Origin of the sequence: Cryptosporangium minutisporangium (assembly GCF_039536245.1) — a bacterium.
In the GTDB taxonomy this organism is placed as follows: domain Bacteria; phylum Actinomycetota; class Actinomycetes; order Mycobacteriales; family Cryptosporangiaceae; genus Cryptosporangium; species Cryptosporangium minutisporangium.
Map to the genome: position 1 here is coordinate 79,630 of NZ_BAAAYN010000023.1, position 15,577 is coordinate 95,206.

Genomic DNA, 15,577 nt, shown 5'->3' on the forward strand with positions numbered 1-15,577 from the left:
GGCTCCGGCCCGGCCGACGAGGGGCCGTCGGCCGGGTGGGCCCGCTGGGTGCCGGGGCTGACCGTCCTCAAGACCTACCGGGCCGGCTACGCCCGGCGGGACGTCATCGCCGGCCTCGTACTCACCACGCTGCTCGTGCCACAGGGCATGGCCTACGCCGAACTGGCCGGGCTCCCGCCGATCACCGGCCTGTACACCTCGATCACGTGCTTGATCGCGTACGCGGTGTTCGGGCCGTCCCGCGTGCTGGTGCTGGGCCCGGACTCCTCGCTCGGGCCGATGATCGCCGCCGCGATTCTCCCGCTGATGGTCGCCGGCGACGATCCGGCGAAGGCGGTAACGCTCGCGGCCATGCTGTCGCTGATGGTCGGCGCCCTCATGATCGCGGCCGGAGCGGGCCACCTCGGCTTCGTCGCCGACCTACTGGCCAAGCCCACCCGGATCGGCTACCTCAACGGGTTGGCGCTGACGATCCTGGTCGGCCGGCTGCCCTCGCTGTTCGGCACGTCCGTGGACGCCGACGGCGTCGCCGCGGAGTTCGTCGGTGCGGTCCGCGCGGTCGTCACCGGTGAGGCGAACGGGATCGCGGCGGCGATCGGGCTGCTGAGCCTCGCGCTCATCCTCGGGCTGCGGCGAGTCGCTCCCCGCGTCCCCGGCATCTTGCTCGCGGTCGTGCTGGCCACCGGCCTGACCTGGCTGCTGAACCTCGACGAGCGCGGGGTCGACGTCGTCGGCGGTCTGCCGCAGGGCCTGCCCCCGTTCACGATTCCGCACGCCTCCTGGTCGGAACTCGGGCTGCTCGCCGCTGCCGCGCTGGGGATCACGCTGGTCGCCCTGACCGACACGATCTCGACAGCGTCCGCGTTCGCCGCCCGAACCGGCAGCGCGGTGCGCCCCAACCAGGAGATGATCGGCATCGGCACCGCGAACGTCGCGGCCGGCTTCTTCCAGGGCTTTCCGGTAAGCACGAGCGGCTCGCGCACCGCGGTAGCCCACCAGTCCGGCGCCCGGACCCAGGTCACCGGCCTGGTCGGCGCGGCCGGCATCCTGTTGCTGATTCTGCTCGCTCCCCAGCTGTTGCGGACGCTGCCGCAAGCCACGCTGGCGGCGGTCGTGATCGTGGCTGCGCTCTCCCTGACCGAGGTCTCGGCGACCAAGCGACTCTGGAAGCAGCGCCCACTGGAGTTCGCGGTGTCGATGGCCGCGTTCGTCGGTGTCGTCGTCTTCGGTGTGCTGCCCGGCATCGCCATCGCGGTCGGGCTCTCGGTGCTCAACGTGTTCCGTCGGATCTGGTGGCCGTACCAGGCGGTGCTGGGACGAGTGAGCGGCATCGACGGGTACCACGACGTGAGCGTCCACCCCGACGCGCAGCTGGTCCCCGGACTCGTTCTCTACCGGTTCGACTCGCCGCTGATCTTCGCGAACGCCCGAACCTTCCGGACCGAGGTCCAACGGCTGGCCGACGCCGACCCCCGCCCGCAGTGGATCGTCGTCGCCGCCGAGCCGATCACCGACGTCGACACGACGGCCGCGGACATGCTCGAGGAGCTCGACCAGGACCTCAACGCGCGCGGGGTCTCGCTGGTGTTCGCCGAGCTGAAGACCCCGGTCCGGGAGAAGGTCGCGCGCTACGAGCTGACCAGGACGATCGACCCGACCCACTTCTACCCGACGATCGAGGACGCGATCCGCGCATTCGTCGCCGCTCACCCGCCGGACTCCCCGCCGGACTCCCCGCCGAAGGACAGGGAGTCCGGCGCGCCCGACTGAGTGGTTGCCTCCGGTCAGACGGTCGCGGCCGCCTGCGGGCCGTGCAGGGCCTCCTGCAGCTCTGCCTCGGCCTCGTGGGACAGCGACGACTTGAGCACGGTGCCGCCGTACGGTGCCAGCGCCTCGATCGCCTTGTCCGGGGTGGCCTTCTCGACGACGAGGAACAGCGCGGAGGTGCCCGGCTTGAGCAACTCACGCACGCGCTCTTCGAACTGCTTGTTCACCACGCCCTTCGTCATCTTGCCCATCAGCGCACCCATCCCCGCGCCGACGGCCATGCCGAGGAACGGGACGAAGAACAGCATGCCGAAGAGCAGGCCCCAGAACATCCCCCAGGACATACCCGACGCGACCGGCCGGTGGCTGGTCGTGACGTGGAATTTGCCTTCGAGATCGCGGGTGATGACGGCGATGGCGTCCGGTTGAAGAATCAGGTCCTTGGTTAGCCGACGTGCCTCCTCGGCTGCCACGGTGGCGGTCGTCTCGTCCGCATATCCGATCGCGACCAGCGTGGTCATGGTTACGCACACCCTTCCGACGTCGATGGTGGTCGGTAGCTCCGGCACCATGCGCCACCTCCGTTGCGGGCGGGGTCCCCCGCGGCGGGTGAATCTGCCGGCGCGGTCGTCACCGGCTGGTGTGGTCGGCCCTACGGCAGCTGACGGTCCTGCCGGTGCGCCATCCGGAGTCACCGCAATAGCGCTCGTCCACCACGATCTCGTCGTCGTCGACCATGATCCGGCTCCACGACAGACCGACACCGCGGTGCCTGCGACTCGTGGCGGTACCGGCGATCACCACCACTGCTCGGCGTCGCGTACCGTCCGGTGCTACCAGCGTCTTCTCCCGGACGTCGGGCACGTGGGTGTGGCCGGCGAGCACGAGATCGGCGCCTGCCTCGGCGACCCCCCGCCCGAGCCGACCACGCCCCACCAATTGCGCCGTCCCACGGGCGAACGGTGGATGGTGCAGCGCCAGCAGCCGGACGTCGCCGGTGGGCGCGGCCCCGAGCGTCCCCACGAGCAGGGACGCCTGGCGGCGTGACACGCGGCCGTTCTTCCAACGCCAGCGGGGCATCGATTGCAGCCCGAGGGCGGTGAGCCCGGGAATCCGGACGACGGGATCCAGATCGGCCTCGACCCAGCGCCGGTAGCGGGTGTACGGGGTGAACGCCCGCGCTGGTCCGAGCGGCACGTCGTGGTTGCCGAGGACCGCGAGCAGCGGGTGCGGCAGCCGGTCGAGGAGCGTCCGCACCGCGCGGAACTGGCCGGTCCTGGCCCGCATCGTGTGATCGCCCGTCACGACGGTCAACGCCGGCGCGGCGGCCACCACGTCGGCGACCAGATCATCCACCGCGCCCGGCAGGTGAGCGCCGAGGTGCAGGTCGGAGACGTGTGCGACGACCAGCATCCGGTCCACCTATCGGTCCGCGGCGGGGCGATCGGCGGCGCCCGCAACCGAGGGGTCGGCGATCGTCCGGCACCCCACGTCCTGGAGCCACCCGCAGAGCACCCGGTGAACGGCGTCGGCTCCGACCAGCTCGTCCGGCACCGTCCAGGCCTGCGGATGAATCAGCACCGGCCGGTTCTGCCAGCCGCCGAGGCCGCCGTGGCAGCCGATCAGCTCCTCGAACGCCGCGACTTCCTGCGTGACCGGATCCCAGCTGCTGTTGACGAGCAGGTCACCGACGTTCGCGAGGCCGTCGTGCCGACGCAGGTCGTCCGCGGCGCGGTCCCCGAATCCGGCGAGCGGGTCGACGCCCTCCACGGAGTCGTCCGCGAGCCGGCGACGCCCGGCCGGGCCGAGCACGACCGCGCCCCACCGGCGGGACCGGACCATCACCCAGCCGACGCCCGGATGGCTGGTGAGGCCGGGCAGCAGTTCGGGATGCCGGACCTCGAGATCCTCCAGCAACACCCGGCCGGGGAGCCGGGCCAGGTAAACCATCGCGAGGTTGCCGGAGGCCGCGACGACCACCTCCGGACGATCGGTGACCACGGTGGTGGACGCGCCGTCCGGCGGCGTCTTCTCCGGGGAGCGGCGCAGTCCCGCCCGCAACAGCCGGGTCCGGCCCTTGCGCTCGTCGTCGCCGGTGACCAGCAGCGTGCCCCCGGCGGTCAACCGCCGCACCAGCTCCTCCAGCCCGACGCCGTAGCGCTGGACGAACGTCGCGCCCTGGCTCTGGCCGTGGTCGGACAGCACGACGAAGTGGTACGGGCGCGGCGCGGCGGCGGCCACCTCCTCAAGGGTGGCGAGCACACCGTCGAGTCCTTCCAACGACGCCAGGGCCTCCGGCCGGGCCGGACCGGCGTGGTGGGCGATCTCGTCGTAGTCGACGAAGTCGCAGTAGATCGACGGCGCGCCGCGCATCATCTGCTCGGCCACGACCGCGAGGTTCAGGCTCCGGAGCAGAACGTTCGTCGCGCCCCGGAGCAGCACGTAGTCCCAGGTCTGTCGCAAGCGTGGCCACACGTGCCGCAGCCGCCGGCGTCGGCCCTGATAGAGCTCCTTGGCGATCTCGCCGACGGTCAGCACGATCGACCGGGTCAGCCCGAACGGGTCGAGCAGGTAAGCGCTGACGTACTGGGCCGGCCCGCTCGTCCGCCGCCGTTCCGCGACCGTGCTCATCGTGAGCAGCGAGGTCGCGGCATCGCCGGAGAAGACGTTGCTGACGCTGACGCCCCCGTCGGCCAGCAGACCGCGCCCGTCCGAAAACCGGGACTCGATCAACGCGCTGTCTTGCGGCCGGTTCGTCACCAGGAGCCGGCCGGAGTCCTTTTCGTACCAGCGGAACGCCGGTATGTGGTCACTTGCCCCGTGCAGGAGACCGGCCTGGCTGGCCGGCGTCGTCGCCGGGAGCTCCGCGTACCACTCGGTCAGCGTGTGGCTGCCGTCGCGGAGCCAACGGCCGAGCGTCGGCAGGTTGCCCGCCTCGACGGCCCACCGGGCGAGCGGTGCCGACAACCCGTCGATCTGGATCATCACGACGCCGGGCGCGTCGCTGCGCGGCACGTCCCGCCGGAACCGCCGGTTGGCCCGGAGCAGGTGCTGGGTCGCCGCGCCCGGCTGCCCGGCGGTCACCGCCCACCAGCCGACGCTCATCAGAGCCGCACTCAGCCACGCCGCCCAGAACGCGGCCCAGAACCCGTCTACCTCGACTCCCGGCGTCAGCAGCAGCGCTGCGTAGACCAGCACGGCCTGGACCACCAACCAGCCGACGACGACACCGACCCAGCCGATGGCGGACAGCAGGCGGACCAGTGCCGGCCGGAGCAGGGTCCCGACCAGTCCGACGACGGCCGCTCCCAGTAGCACGGCCCACCCGCTGTCGGCGGTGACGCCCGGGAGCACGGCGATGGTGATGCCGAGCACCAGCGCGCCGAGACCGATCGTGAGGAGGGCGGACATGCCAGCAGTGTTCCGGCGCACCGCGGTATGGGCGCCATCCTGGCGGGATGACCCCGGTGTGCTGCGGTGGCGGGTCCGGCTCGGTTCGGCGGACGGCCGGACGGTCCGAGTCGAACGGCGATCTCGTCCGCCGCGGGTGGCGCGCACACGTTCCCACCGGCGCACGATCGGCGCGATCACGAGAAGGCTCAGCCCACTTCGCTGACCAAGCCGAGGAGAAAACCATGACGGACGCCCGAGCCGGTTCCGACCGGCTGTCGTCGGCCCCCACCGAGCAGCGCAGGCAGACCGGGTGGGTCGGTCTCGTGGCCTTCGCGGGGATGCTGCTGCTGATGGTCGGCAGTTTCCAGATTTTCGAGGGAATCGTCGCCCTCTTCCGCGACGAGTTCTACCTGGTCGGCTCGAGCGGCCTGATGCTGCCGATCGACCTCACCGCCTGGGCCTGGATCCACCTGCTCGTCGGCGTGATCGCGTTCGCGGCCGGCTTCGGGATGCTCTACGGCCAGATGTGGGCGCGGGTTCTCGGAATCGTCTTCGCGGTGATCAGCGCCCTGTCCCACCTGCTCTTCGGAGCGGCCTATCCGATCTGGTCGATCATCATCGTCACCGTGGACGTCCTGATCATCTACGCGCTCACGGTCCACGGCCGGGAGGTCAAGTACTGAGCGGCGGGGCCGGTGGCGCGGGGCCACCGGCCCGTCCGTAACCGCGGATCCGTGGCCGGTGCCTACGCCGCACCACGACGGCGGAGTCGCAGCAACAGGGCGCTCGCTGCCAGAGCTCCGAGGAGAACGAGCACCACGGCGACAGCCGGGACCCGCCCAGAACTCGTGGCCTGGTTCCGCTGCGCGCACTCGCTCACCGGATCGTCGTGGGTGAGCGCACATGCCAGGAGCGACGCGCGCTCCGCACCGTAGGCGCTCCGCAGCGCGGTCCGCAGTTCCTGCCACTGATGGCGGGTCTCGATCACCGCGCCCGCGACCGCTCTCGCGAAGTTGTCGCCCACCTCGCCTCGCGGCGTCGTCGGGTCCGCAGCCCTCCCGGTGCGCTGATCGATCGTCCCCGTGTCCTTGTTGAGGGCGGCGTGGGTGACTCTCCGTTCGCACACGCGGACGCCGGTGACACGATCGGGAAGCACGAAGCACCCGGTCGTCAAGCCGCGAGGGACCGTCGGGATGCCGCTGCCGCGCAGGTCGAGCAGCGAGCTCGGCGCCGGGCGAGACAAGCCGGGGGGATTTTCCGCGCCGATCGGACGGGTCGGGTCCGCCACGTCGGTCCAATTGCTGTGCGAGTAGAAGTCCTGCACGCCGTGCAAGGCTCGACCGAAGGCCTCCAGAGCCGTGCACTTGGCCCGCATCTCGGTCGGGCCCAGCTCGCAGTCGGCGTCCAGATCGACCTCCGCGCCGACGACCCGCCCCTCGTCGTCGAGCAGGTCGGCGGCACCGTCGACCGCTTCGGCGAAGCGCCGACGGAGGTGGGTGACGCAGTCGCGGAGGCTGGTCGTCGCCTCGCCGAGCGTCCGCGGATACCCGCCGACGAGGTGGTCCGCGTCGTCGCAGTGCGCCGCCGGGTCGGACACCTCGGTCGAATCCGGGGATCCGACCGCTCCGAAACCACTCCCACGGCCGGCGAGCTGGTCCATCGACACCGGTTCGAAGCAGCCGCCGGCCGGGCGCGGCATCGCCGAACACGCGACCGCGGCTCGCGTGATGCGCTCGTGCTCCCGGTTCTGCGAGCCGCCGTCAACTGTCCCGAACGCCACCGCGGAGCTCGGGGCAGCCGCGAGGGAGCCCGCCACGATCAGCGCGACGAGCGCCCCTCTCCCCCAGTGTTCGGCTGCGCGCGGCTTAGGACCGTAGGGCGTCGGCCCGGATCTGCCCGTCGTAGTCCCGCCACGCGCCGACCCCCGCCATCGTCGCGGTGCGGGCCTGGCCCAAGCGACGGCGCGCGGTGACCGTCGGCGGTTCCTTCAGATCGGCGACATACCGACGGCATCCTTTCACCGCTGCGACCGTGCCCAGCGTCGCGCCGGCCAGACAGACCAGCAGACCGCCGGTCAGGAGCACCACGCTGCCGACGACCATCCGCCGGTCCACGTAGCTCCGGTCACCAATTCTGCTGTCAGCGGCCATCTCTGCCTCCCGGGTCGGGGTCACGGTCGGGTCCGCACGATCGGTGCGCGGGCTCGGACGCGTCCGCGGCAGCGGTACCGCGGGACACCGATCACCCTTCCGCCCGCGTCGGCCGGAGTCCTCATCCGGTAGGGATGATCGACACTCACCGTTGGCGGCTCAGCGAGCCCGTGGACGCGGCAATCCGCGGACCGGAACATCGGGGATCGGATCGCCGGGCTCCTCTTCACCGGCTCCAGCAGCGACCGACCTGCCGTATCGCGCCGCCAGCGGACTCGCGCTGATGCCGTGCGCGACGACGCTCAAGAGCACCGTCGCCGCGATCACCGCCACCGCGCCGTCTGCGTCGGCTCCGAGTTGTTCGAGAGCCAGCAGCGCGAAAACGAGTGACGCCAGCCCACGCGGACCGAACCAGCCGACGAACAGAACGGTTTTACGGTCGAGCCCGGCGCCGATCAACGCGAGGGCGACCGGAACCATCCGGATCACCGTGAGGCTCAGCACGGCGTACAACAGCCGGGCCCAGTCCAAGCGGTCGAGCATGATCGGGACAGCGATCGCACCGAATGCCAGCCAGACGAGCAAGGAGACCGCGCCACTGGTTTGTTCCAGGAAGACCAGCTCGGCCGGGCCACGCCGACCGGCCGCGGCACCGAAGGCGATCCCTCCGCAGAAGGCGGCGACGAACCCGTTGCCGTGCACGGACAGCGCCACCAGGTAGGACAGCAGCGCCAGCGCCAGCACCGCGACACCGACGAAGTCCTCGGCGGCCCATCCTCGTTCCCGCGCCCAGCGCAGGAGCCAGCCACCGGCGTAACCGACGGCTCCCCCGATCGCCGCGCCGATCGCCAATTCCACCAGCGCGCTGCCGGCACCCCACTCGTCGACCTCTGCCATGGACGCCGCCCCCGCCACGGCGACCAGCACGACCGGGGTGGCGATCCCGTCGTTGAGACCGCTCTCGACGGTGATCAGACGGCGCACCCGGGAGGGCACCACCGGGTTGGTGACGACCGGCACGCCCAGTGCCGCGTCGGTGGGAGCGAGCGCGGCACCGACCAGCAGGGCCAGCCACACGCCGAGCCCCGGCAGCAGCCAGGCCGCGAGCCCCCAGCCTGCCAGGAGCGTGAGCGGCAGACCGACGGCGAGCAGCCGCACCACCATGCCGAGGTCCCCGCGCAGGTCGTGCACTCGCACCCGGGCGGCATCGGCGAAGAGCACCCAGACCAGCGTGACGTCCAGCAAGGGTTTCAGCGTCTCGGGGGCCACCGTTCCCGGCATCAGACCGACGCCGGCCACGACGACGCCCACTGCCGTGAAGACGATGGGCGCCGTCAGGTCGGCCCGCTCCATCCGGGCCGACACCGCGCCCCAGAGGAAGACCACCGCCGCCACGACGGCGAATGCGGTGGCCTCCATGTCCGCCCCCTCTCGCCGTCGCCACGCAGAGCTGGAAAGCACGGACTACACGGGCGCACGCTGTGGTCGGCCGAGCAGCGTCACGACGATCTCGAACACCGCGAGGAGAACGACGATGACGACCAGCGCGGCCCACGACGACAGCACCAGGGCCAGCAGGACGGCGGCCACGACGCCGGCGATCCGCAGTGGATCGAGGTGCTGCGCGGTCCATCCGCGCCCGTGGGTGCGGACGTCGCGTCCCCGCGCCACCGTCCACCGGCCACCCGCCCGTCCGCCTCGAACGGCGTTCCGCCGCAGCGAGGCCGGCAGCCTGCCGGGTCCGATCAGGTACGCCAGCACCGCGATCACGACGCCGAGGACCACCAGTTGCACACCGCGGTCGTGCAGCGACCGGGTGACCGTGACGATCGTGGCGGCGACGCCGTCGCGGTACGTGCCTTCGGGCACCTGTCGCAGGAGCTGCGTGCGGCCGGCGCGGAGCGAGACCGTCACGGTCACCGCGGCGAGCACCAACCAGACGCCGAACTGCAGCAGCGTGCGTCGACGCCGCGGTGACACTGCGAACGCTGCGATGAGCAGCACGATCCCGGCGCCGACCAGCAACGCCAGATCCCGCTTCACGGCCACCACGGTTTCCTGCACGGCGCGCAGCCGCCCGGCGTCGTAGACCGTGAACTGGGCGAAGTTCGCCGGTAACGAGACCCCGAGGGCCTGCTCGATCCGTTGCCGAAGGTTCTCCGGTATCGCGCCGCTCCCGAGGTCCGGCAGGCTGATCTGCTTGCCGAACAACGTCGGGAGCTGGGCGCTCAACTGCCGCAACGCCTGGTTGATCAAGGGAAGCAGGTCGATCTCCACCCGATCGCCGCGGGCGGTGACGATCGTGCTGCGGCCCTCGATGATGGCGAGCGCACGCTGGTGTGCCCGCCGGTTCGCCTCGACCCAGATCGGCTGGAATCGGTCACTGCGGATCACGTTGGTGACGGTTCGCTGCACGGCAGTGCGGACCTGTCCCGCCAGCGGTCCGACGACGAACCCGGCTCGCGGTGGAAGCACGTCCCGGAGCCGCTGCTCGATCTGCAGGACCTCGGACAACTGGGTGGTCGCGTACTGGGCGACCGCCGCCGAGACCTGCGGATCACGCGGCAGTGGGGCGACGGCCGTCACCCATCGGTCGGTGTCGAGCGCGGTGCGTGCCGCCCAGACCCCGACGACGCTGGCGGTGAGGGCGAACGCGGCCAGCATGACGAAGACCGCCGCAGCGATCCGGCGCAGCGCCAACACGGTCTCGCCGCGCCGCCGTCGGGTGTCGAGCCGCCCGCGCAGTGCGGCGAGTTCCTCGCGCAGCCTCGCCACCTCGGCGTCCGGAGCGGCCGACGCCTCCGCCGACGCAGCGGCCGACGCCTCCGCCGGCGCAGCGGCCGACGCCGCCGTCGGCGCAGCGGCTGCCGGAGCAGTCTCCTCCGCTTGGGGGCGGTCGGTGGTCAGGGCGGGTTCCGGGGTCGGGGTGTCACGCCCCTCGACGGTGGTCGCCGACGTTGCACCGGCGTCGGGTACGTCCGGTGGCGGCGTTCGAGATGTCATCCTCTGCTCCAGTCTCCGGAAAGGCGGCGCGGGCCGAACGCTCAGGAGCGGAACGCCCGCGCTTCGCGTCCGTGGACGACGAGCGCATAGATCACGATGACGTCCAGGGCGACCAGAAGCGTCGTCCACACCGGGTACGCAGCGAGGAACGCCAGGTTGACCACGGCGTTGAGTCCCGCCGCGGCGACGCCGACGACGAGCGCCCAGGTCCGGCCCGCCATCACACCCCATCCGGTGACGGTCAGGACGAGTCCGAACAGGATCAGGATCCAGCCCCAGACCGCGTAGTCGACCTCGAGCGCGAGTCCCGACGGGGTGACCAGGTAGTACGACTCGTTGAAGACCGCGACGAGGCCTTCGATGACGTTGACCATGCCCGACAGGGACAGGAGGAGCCCGCCGAACAGAACCCAGCCCACCCATTTGGTCATCTCGGGCGGGGCCTGCGCCGCTCGGGCGGGAGATGCCGCGTCGCTGGGGGCGGTCTCGGTCGGATCGGTGTTCGGGTGCGTCGTCACGGTGATCAGCCTCTCGGTGCCCACGATCGACGATCTGGTGGTGGCGCCGGGACGATCCGGGCGCACGTCAGACCCTGGCGGGCGGCCTCGGCTCGGGGCTCACCCTGGCGGGTTGATCTTTGCCGCCGGGCGGTGCTCGAGCCCTCCGGCTCGACGGTGCGGGGTCGACGGCGTCCGGCGCTCACCCGGCGCGGGTGAGGAATCGGCGCGCCCGGCCACCGATGCTGACCCCAGCGCGCTCCGCCCGGACCGCGCACCCGCATGAATGTCGACCGGCGGAGGCTCGGATGACGATCGGGCAGATCGAGACCGAAGAGGTCCGTGCGCGGATCAGCGCCCTGATGCCGCAGGTCAAGGAGGACCTTGCACGGATGGTGTCGTTCCGGTCGGTGGCGGACCCCAAGCAGTACCCGCCGGAGGAGTGCACCCGCACTGCCGACTACCTGATCGAAGCTTTCCGCGGGGTCGGGCTGACGGACCTGCGTGCCTACGAGACGCCGGACGGCAGCCAGGCCGTCTACGGCTGGGCGCCAGGGCCACCAGGAGCGCCCACGGTGCTCCTCTACTGCCACTACGACGTGCAGCCGCCGCTGGACGAAGCGGCCTGGTTGACACCGGTGTTCGAGCTCACCGAGAAGGACGGACGCTGGTACGGGCGCGGCACGGCCGACTGCAAGGGCAACATCGCCGCACACCTGGCCGCGTTGCGGACGTTGGACGGCGAATTCCCAGTGACGGTCAAGCTGATCGCTGAGGGCTCCGAGGAACAGGGCACCGGCGGCCTGGAGGCGTTCGTCCCCGAGCACGCCGAGTTGCTCCGCGCCGACACCGTCCTGGTGTGCGACGCCGGCAACTTCGCGGCCGGCGTCCCGACGCTCACCACCACGCTGCGCGGACTGGCGAACGTCGTGGTCACCGTGCGAACGTTGACCAGCGCGATGCACTCCGGGCAGTTCGGCGGCGTGGCACCGGACGCGTTGTTGGCGCTGGTGCAGATGCTCGCGACGCTGCACGACGCCGAGGGCAACACGACCGTACGCGGCCTGGACTCGACGCAGAAGTGGCCGGGCGTCGCCTACTCGCCCGACCAGTTCCGGGTGGACGCGAACGTCCGCGAGGGCGTCGATCTGATCGGCAGCGGCGACCCTGCCGACCTGCTCTGGGCGCGTCCGGCCCTCACCGTGCTCGGCATCGACTGCCCGCCGGTGGTCGGATCGTCGGCGGCCGTGCAACCGGAAGCCAGGGCCCGGCTCAGCCTGCGGGTCCCACCCGGCACCGACGCCCGGGAGGCCCAGGACGCACTGATCGCGCATCTGGAGGCCGTGGCACCCTGGCACGTCCAGCTCGAGATCGAGCGGGAGTCCTTCGGTCAGCCGTTCGCCGGCACCACCGACGGCCCCGGGTACACCGCGCTCCGCACCGCGCTGGAGGACTCGTACGGCACCGCGCTGACGACGCAGGGACAGGGTGGCTCGATCCCGCTCTGCAACGTGCTGCGGGAGACCTACCCCGACGCCGAGATCATGATCCTGGGCGTCGAGGAGCCGCGCTGCCTCATCCACGCGCCGAACGAGAGCGTCGATCCCGACGAGATAGCCCACATCGCTCTCGCCGAGGCACTGTTCCTCCGCCACTACGCGTCGACGAGCGCGGGGTAGAGCCTCGTGCTGCTGGCTTCGTCGGATGTCCTGCCTCCGGCGGAGCTGGCGACGCCGGTCTGGCTGGACGCGATGTCAGCCGCCGTCGGCGGCGTGTTCGGCGCGCTCACCGCCCGGCGGGCCGACCTCGACGTGATGGGCGCGCTCTTCATCGCGGTCGCGACCGGGATCGGCGGCGGGCTGATCCGCGACACGCTGCTCCAGCGAGGCACCCCCGCCGCGCTGACGAATCCGTGGCTGGTCCCGACGGCGCTCGGCGCCGCGCTGGTGGGTTTGTTGTTCGCGCGTCCGGTCGTCCGCCTCACCCTGCTGCTGACGCTCCTCGACGCCCTCTTCCTGGGCATCTACTCGATCGTGGGCACCGAGAAGGCGTTCCGTGCGGACCTCCCGTTGCTCTCGTGCGTGCTGCTGGGCGTGGTCACCGGCGTGGGCGGAGGCTTGCTCCGGGACATCCTGGTCGGCGATCGGCCGATGCTGCTGCTCCCCGGCGCGGTGTACGCATCGGCCGCGGCCGGCGGCACCACGCTGTTCACCGTCGCCCTGGCGCTCGGCGGCAGCACCGCAGTCTGGTTCGTGCCCGCGCTGGCCCTCACCGTCCTGATGCGGCTCGGCTCCCTGCGGTTCGGCTGGAACACGCCTGGCCCGGCCGCGGTCGATGCCCGGATGGCGACGGTTACCTCGTGGCCGGCGCGGCTCGTCCGCCGCTCGAAGCCGGCGACGCCCGGCGGCCCGGCACACGACGAGCCGCCGAGGCCCGGTCGAGGCACCCGCCGGGGTCCGGATCAGCGGTAGCGGTCCCGCACACCGCCCGGCGGAACGGTGCGGACCGCGCTCCGCGCCGTGCCGGCGACCAACGCGCCGATCGCGGCGCCCAGCACGAGGTTGAGGACCGCCGTGGTGAACTTCGCCGACAGGGGCGCCTCGCCGGCGAACGGGGCGACCACGCCGACGACCGTCGCCAGCCCGACGATCCAGCTGAAGAACCGCATCGGGCGCGGCGTCGAGAGGATCAGGACGTGCATCAGGCCGGTCGCGGCCAGGCTCAGCAGGCCGGCACCGAGCGCATACCCGACAGTGGTCGCATCGCCCCAGACCCCTTGGCCCTTCGGCGCCATGATCGCGATGTCGAACACGCCGCGGGCGATGAGGATGCCGGTGACGACGATCAGCGCGGCGACCAGGGCCGTGGCGAATCCGCCCGCCCAGAGACGTCCGGCGTCCACCGCCAGCCCCGGTGGCCCTCCGGCCGTTCCTTCGCTGGGATACCTGCGGGTCATACCGCCTCCTCGGGTGTGCCGGCTCCCTCGAGAGAGGAAGCGCATGTCGCCTCTGCCGATGACCCTCGTCATCCCGGCTCGACCTGGCTTCGTCCCGCTGGGGTGAACGGCCCCGCCGTCGTATCGGCCCTGGCAGCGCCCGCGACGCGCTCGGTAGCAGTCACTCCTCGCGGGTGAGGCGTGGGCGTGTCGCGATGGCTAACTTGCCCACACGGCCGACCACCGTCCACTGCCCACAGTCGGCCGCGACGTGGCAGGAACGACGAGGCTTACGGAGGACGCATGAGTACGGATGCGTTGAGTGGCGCGGACTCTGCCAAGCCCCGCGCTCCAGGGTCAGGCGGTTCGGACTCGGGGGTGAGCCGGGTCCGGACCGTCGCCACCAGCCCGCAGTTCCTCGCCTGGACCGCGTTGGCGTTCATGACCACGTCCTCGGTGGCGAGTCTCCGGCCCTCCCCCACGATGGCCGTCTACGGACTGGCCTGCGTCTTCCTCTATCTGGTTCCGGCCGTCGTCTTCCTCCTGCCGACCTCGCTGGTCTCGGCGGAGCTGGCGTCCGGGTGGTCGGGCGGCGTCTACAACTGGGTCAGCCGAGGCATCTCGTCGCCCGCCGGCTTCCTCGCCGTCTGGTGCCAGTTCGCGATGACGATCTTCTACTACCCGAGCTTGCTCTCGTTCGTCGCGAGCACGCTGGCCTATGTCTTCGCTCCCGACCTCGCCAGCAACGGCGTGTACGTCGCCGCCGTGATCATCATCGTCTACTGGCTGGGCGTGTACGTCTCGTCCCGCGGCACCAAGGCACTGGCCGGGCTCGCCAGTAGCGGCCTGATCATCGGAACGCTGATCCCCGGCGTCGCCCTGGTCGTGCTCGGCATCGTCTATCTGCTCCAGGGCAACGAGTCCGCGGCACCGATGGACGCCGGGCACCTGCTGCCCGAGTGGGCCGGGCTGGCCAGCCTCGTGCTCATCGTCAACAACTTCTTGAGCTACTCCGGCATGGAGATGAACGCCGTACACGTCTCCTCCCTCCGCCGCCCCGCCAAGGAGTTCCCGCGCGCGATGTTCCTCGCCATGGGCCTGGTCCTGGCGATCTTCGTGCTGCCGGCGCTCGCGATCAGCTTCGTCATCCCGGCCGAGGACCTCAGCCTGACCGCCGGCCTCATGCAGGCGTTCCAAGGCTTCTTCGCCGAGTTCGGGATCGAGTTCCTGACGCCGATCCTCGCGCTGATGATCGTCTGCGCCTCGCTCGGCGGCATGCTCACCTGGCTGGCCGGACCCTCCAAAGGCCTCCTGCTGATCAGTCGGCGCGAGGGCTACCTACCGCCGTTCCTGCAGAAGATGAACAAGAACGGTGTCCAGCAGAACATCCTGGTCACCCAGGGCGTCCTCACCACGGTGATCGCCCTGGCCTACGGGCTGATCCCGGACGTGTCCAGCGTCTACTGGATCTTCTCGGTGATGACCACCCAGGTGTACCTGATCATGTACCTGCTGATGTTCGTCGCCGCGGTGCGACTGCGTCGGAAGGAGCCGGACCACCCGCGCGGCTACCGCGCGCCTGGGCTCGTCCTGCTCTGCGGGGTCGGGTTCGCCGCCTCGCTGGCCGCGCTCTTCATCGGCTTCGTACCCCCGTCGCAGTTCGGCGGCGGCAACCCGGCCAGCTACATCGCGATCGTGGGAAGCGGAACCGTCCTCATCGGCCTGCTGATCCCGTTCCTGCTCTACCGGTTCCGGAAGCCGAGCTGGAAGACGGCTACCCCGGACGAGCCCGACGCCCCGGTCGACGCCGACGCAGCCAAGGTGTGAGGAGT

Annotated in this window: 14 protein-coding genes; 5 read left to right on the plus strand and 9 right to left on the minus strand. The window is 71.2% G+C overall.

The window, feature by feature from the left end:
• Positions 1-48 precede the first annotated feature (48 nt).
• Positions 49-1,770 carry a SulP family inorganic anion transporter gene (locus ABEB28_RS17080; RefSeq protein WP_345729464.1) on the plus strand — a complete coding sequence of 574 codons (1,722 nt, stop codon included), beginning with the start codon at positions 49-51 and terminating at the stop codon, positions 1,768-1,770.
• A 14-nt stretch (positions 1,771-1,784) separates the two neighbouring features.
• On the opposite strand, the gene ABEB28_RS17085 is transcribed toward ABEB28_RS17080, so the two are convergent.
• From ABEB28_RS17085 to ABEB28_RS17095, 3 genes are all read right to left on the minus strand, one after another.
• A complete protein-coding gene (locus tag ABEB28_RS17085; RefSeq protein ID WP_345729101.1) occupies positions 1,785-2,288 on the minus strand; it encodes a DUF1269 domain-containing protein in 504 nt (167 codons plus the stop codon).
• A gap of 109 nt (positions 2,289-2,397) precedes the next feature.
• Complete coding sequence (locus ABEB28_RS17090; protein ID WP_345729102.1) at positions 2,398-3,180, minus strand: metallophosphoesterase family protein; 783 nt, start codon at positions 3,178-3,180, stop codon at positions 2,398-2,400.
• A 9-nt stretch (positions 3,181-3,189) separates the two neighbouring features.
• Positions 3,190-5,178, minus strand: a complete 1,989-nt coding sequence (locus ABEB28_RS17095; protein ID WP_345729103.1) for a phage holin family protein — start codon at positions 5,176-5,178, stop codon at positions 3,190-3,192.
• A gap of 224 nt (positions 5,179-5,402) precedes the next feature.
• Between ABEB28_RS17095 and ABEB28_RS17100 the strand changes: the two genes are divergently transcribed.
• Positions 5,403-5,843: a DUF7144 family membrane protein gene (locus ABEB28_RS17100; protein WP_345729104.1), complete on the plus strand. Its 441-nt coding sequence runs from the start codon at positions 5,403-5,405 to the stop codon at positions 5,841-5,843.
• Between the two features lie 62 nt (positions 5,844-5,905).
• Here the strand turns inward: ABEB28_RS17100 and ABEB28_RS17105 are convergent, their stop codons facing one another.
• The 5 genes from ABEB28_RS17105 to ABEB28_RS17125 all read right to left on the minus strand — a co-directional run bounded on the left by ABEB28_RS17105 (position 5,906) and on the right by ABEB28_RS17125 (position 10,855).
• On the minus strand, positions 5,906-6,859 hold the full coding sequence (locus ABEB28_RS17105) for a CinY protein (RefSeq protein WP_345729105.1): 954 nt from the start codon (positions 6,857-6,859) through the stop codon (positions 5,906-5,908).
• Positions 6,860-7,025: 166 nt separating this feature from the next.
• Positions 7,026-7,310 (minus strand): hypothetical protein, encoded by a 285-nt coding sequence (locus ABEB28_RS17110; protein ID WP_345729106.1) that lies wholly within the window; start codon positions 7,308-7,310, stop codon positions 7,026-7,028.
• 159 nt (positions 7,311-7,469) lie between these two features.
• Positions 7,470-8,729: a cation:proton antiporter domain-containing protein gene (locus ABEB28_RS17115; RefSeq protein ID WP_345729107.1), complete on the minus strand. Its 1,260-nt coding sequence runs from the start codon at positions 8,727-8,729 to the stop codon at positions 7,470-7,472.
• Positions 8,730-8,774: 45 nt separating this feature from the next.
• Positions 8,775-10,313 carry a hypothetical protein gene (locus ABEB28_RS17120; RefSeq protein ID WP_345729108.1) on the minus strand — a complete coding sequence of 513 codons (1,539 nt, stop codon included), beginning with the start codon at positions 10,311-10,313 and terminating at the stop codon, positions 8,775-8,777.
• A gap of 41 nt (positions 10,314-10,354) precedes the next feature.
• On the minus strand, positions 10,355-10,855 hold the full coding sequence (locus tag ABEB28_RS17125) for a DUF7144 family membrane protein (protein ID WP_345729109.1): 501 nt from the start codon (positions 10,853-10,855) through the stop codon (positions 10,355-10,357).
• A gap of 263 nt (positions 10,856-11,118) precedes the next feature.
• Between ABEB28_RS17125 and ABEB28_RS17130 the strand changes: the two genes are divergently transcribed.
• Together ABEB28_RS17130 and ABEB28_RS17135 are read left to right on the plus strand one after the other, a co-directional pair.
• Entirely contained in the window at positions 11,119-12,489 is a 1,371-nt protein-coding gene (locus ABEB28_RS17130; RefSeq protein ID WP_345729110.1) for a dipeptidase, read from the plus strand.
• Between the two features lie 6 nt (positions 12,490-12,495).
• Positions 12,496-13,281, plus strand: a complete 786-nt coding sequence (locus ABEB28_RS17135; protein WP_345729111.1) for a trimeric intracellular cation channel family protein — start codon at positions 12,496-12,498, stop codon at positions 13,279-13,281.
• Here the strand turns inward: ABEB28_RS17135 and ABEB28_RS17140 are convergent.
• Positions 13,272-13,766, minus strand: coding sequence for a DUF6069 family protein (locus ABEB28_RS17140; RefSeq protein ID WP_345729112.1), 495 nt, complete (start codon positions 13,764-13,766; stop codon positions 13,272-13,274). The two genes, ABEB28_RS17135 and ABEB28_RS17140, sit on opposite strands and share 10 nt — an antisense overlap.
• 297 nt (positions 13,767-14,063) lie before the next feature.
• Between ABEB28_RS17140 and gadC the strand changes: the two genes are divergently transcribed.
• Complete coding sequence (gadC, locus tag ABEB28_RS17145; RefSeq protein ID WP_486323380.1) at positions 14,064-15,572, plus strand: glutamate/gamma-aminobutyrate antiporter GadC; 1,509 nt, start codon at positions 14,064-14,066, stop codon at positions 15,570-15,572.
• The last annotated feature ends 5 nt before the right edge of the window (positions 15,573-15,577 follow it).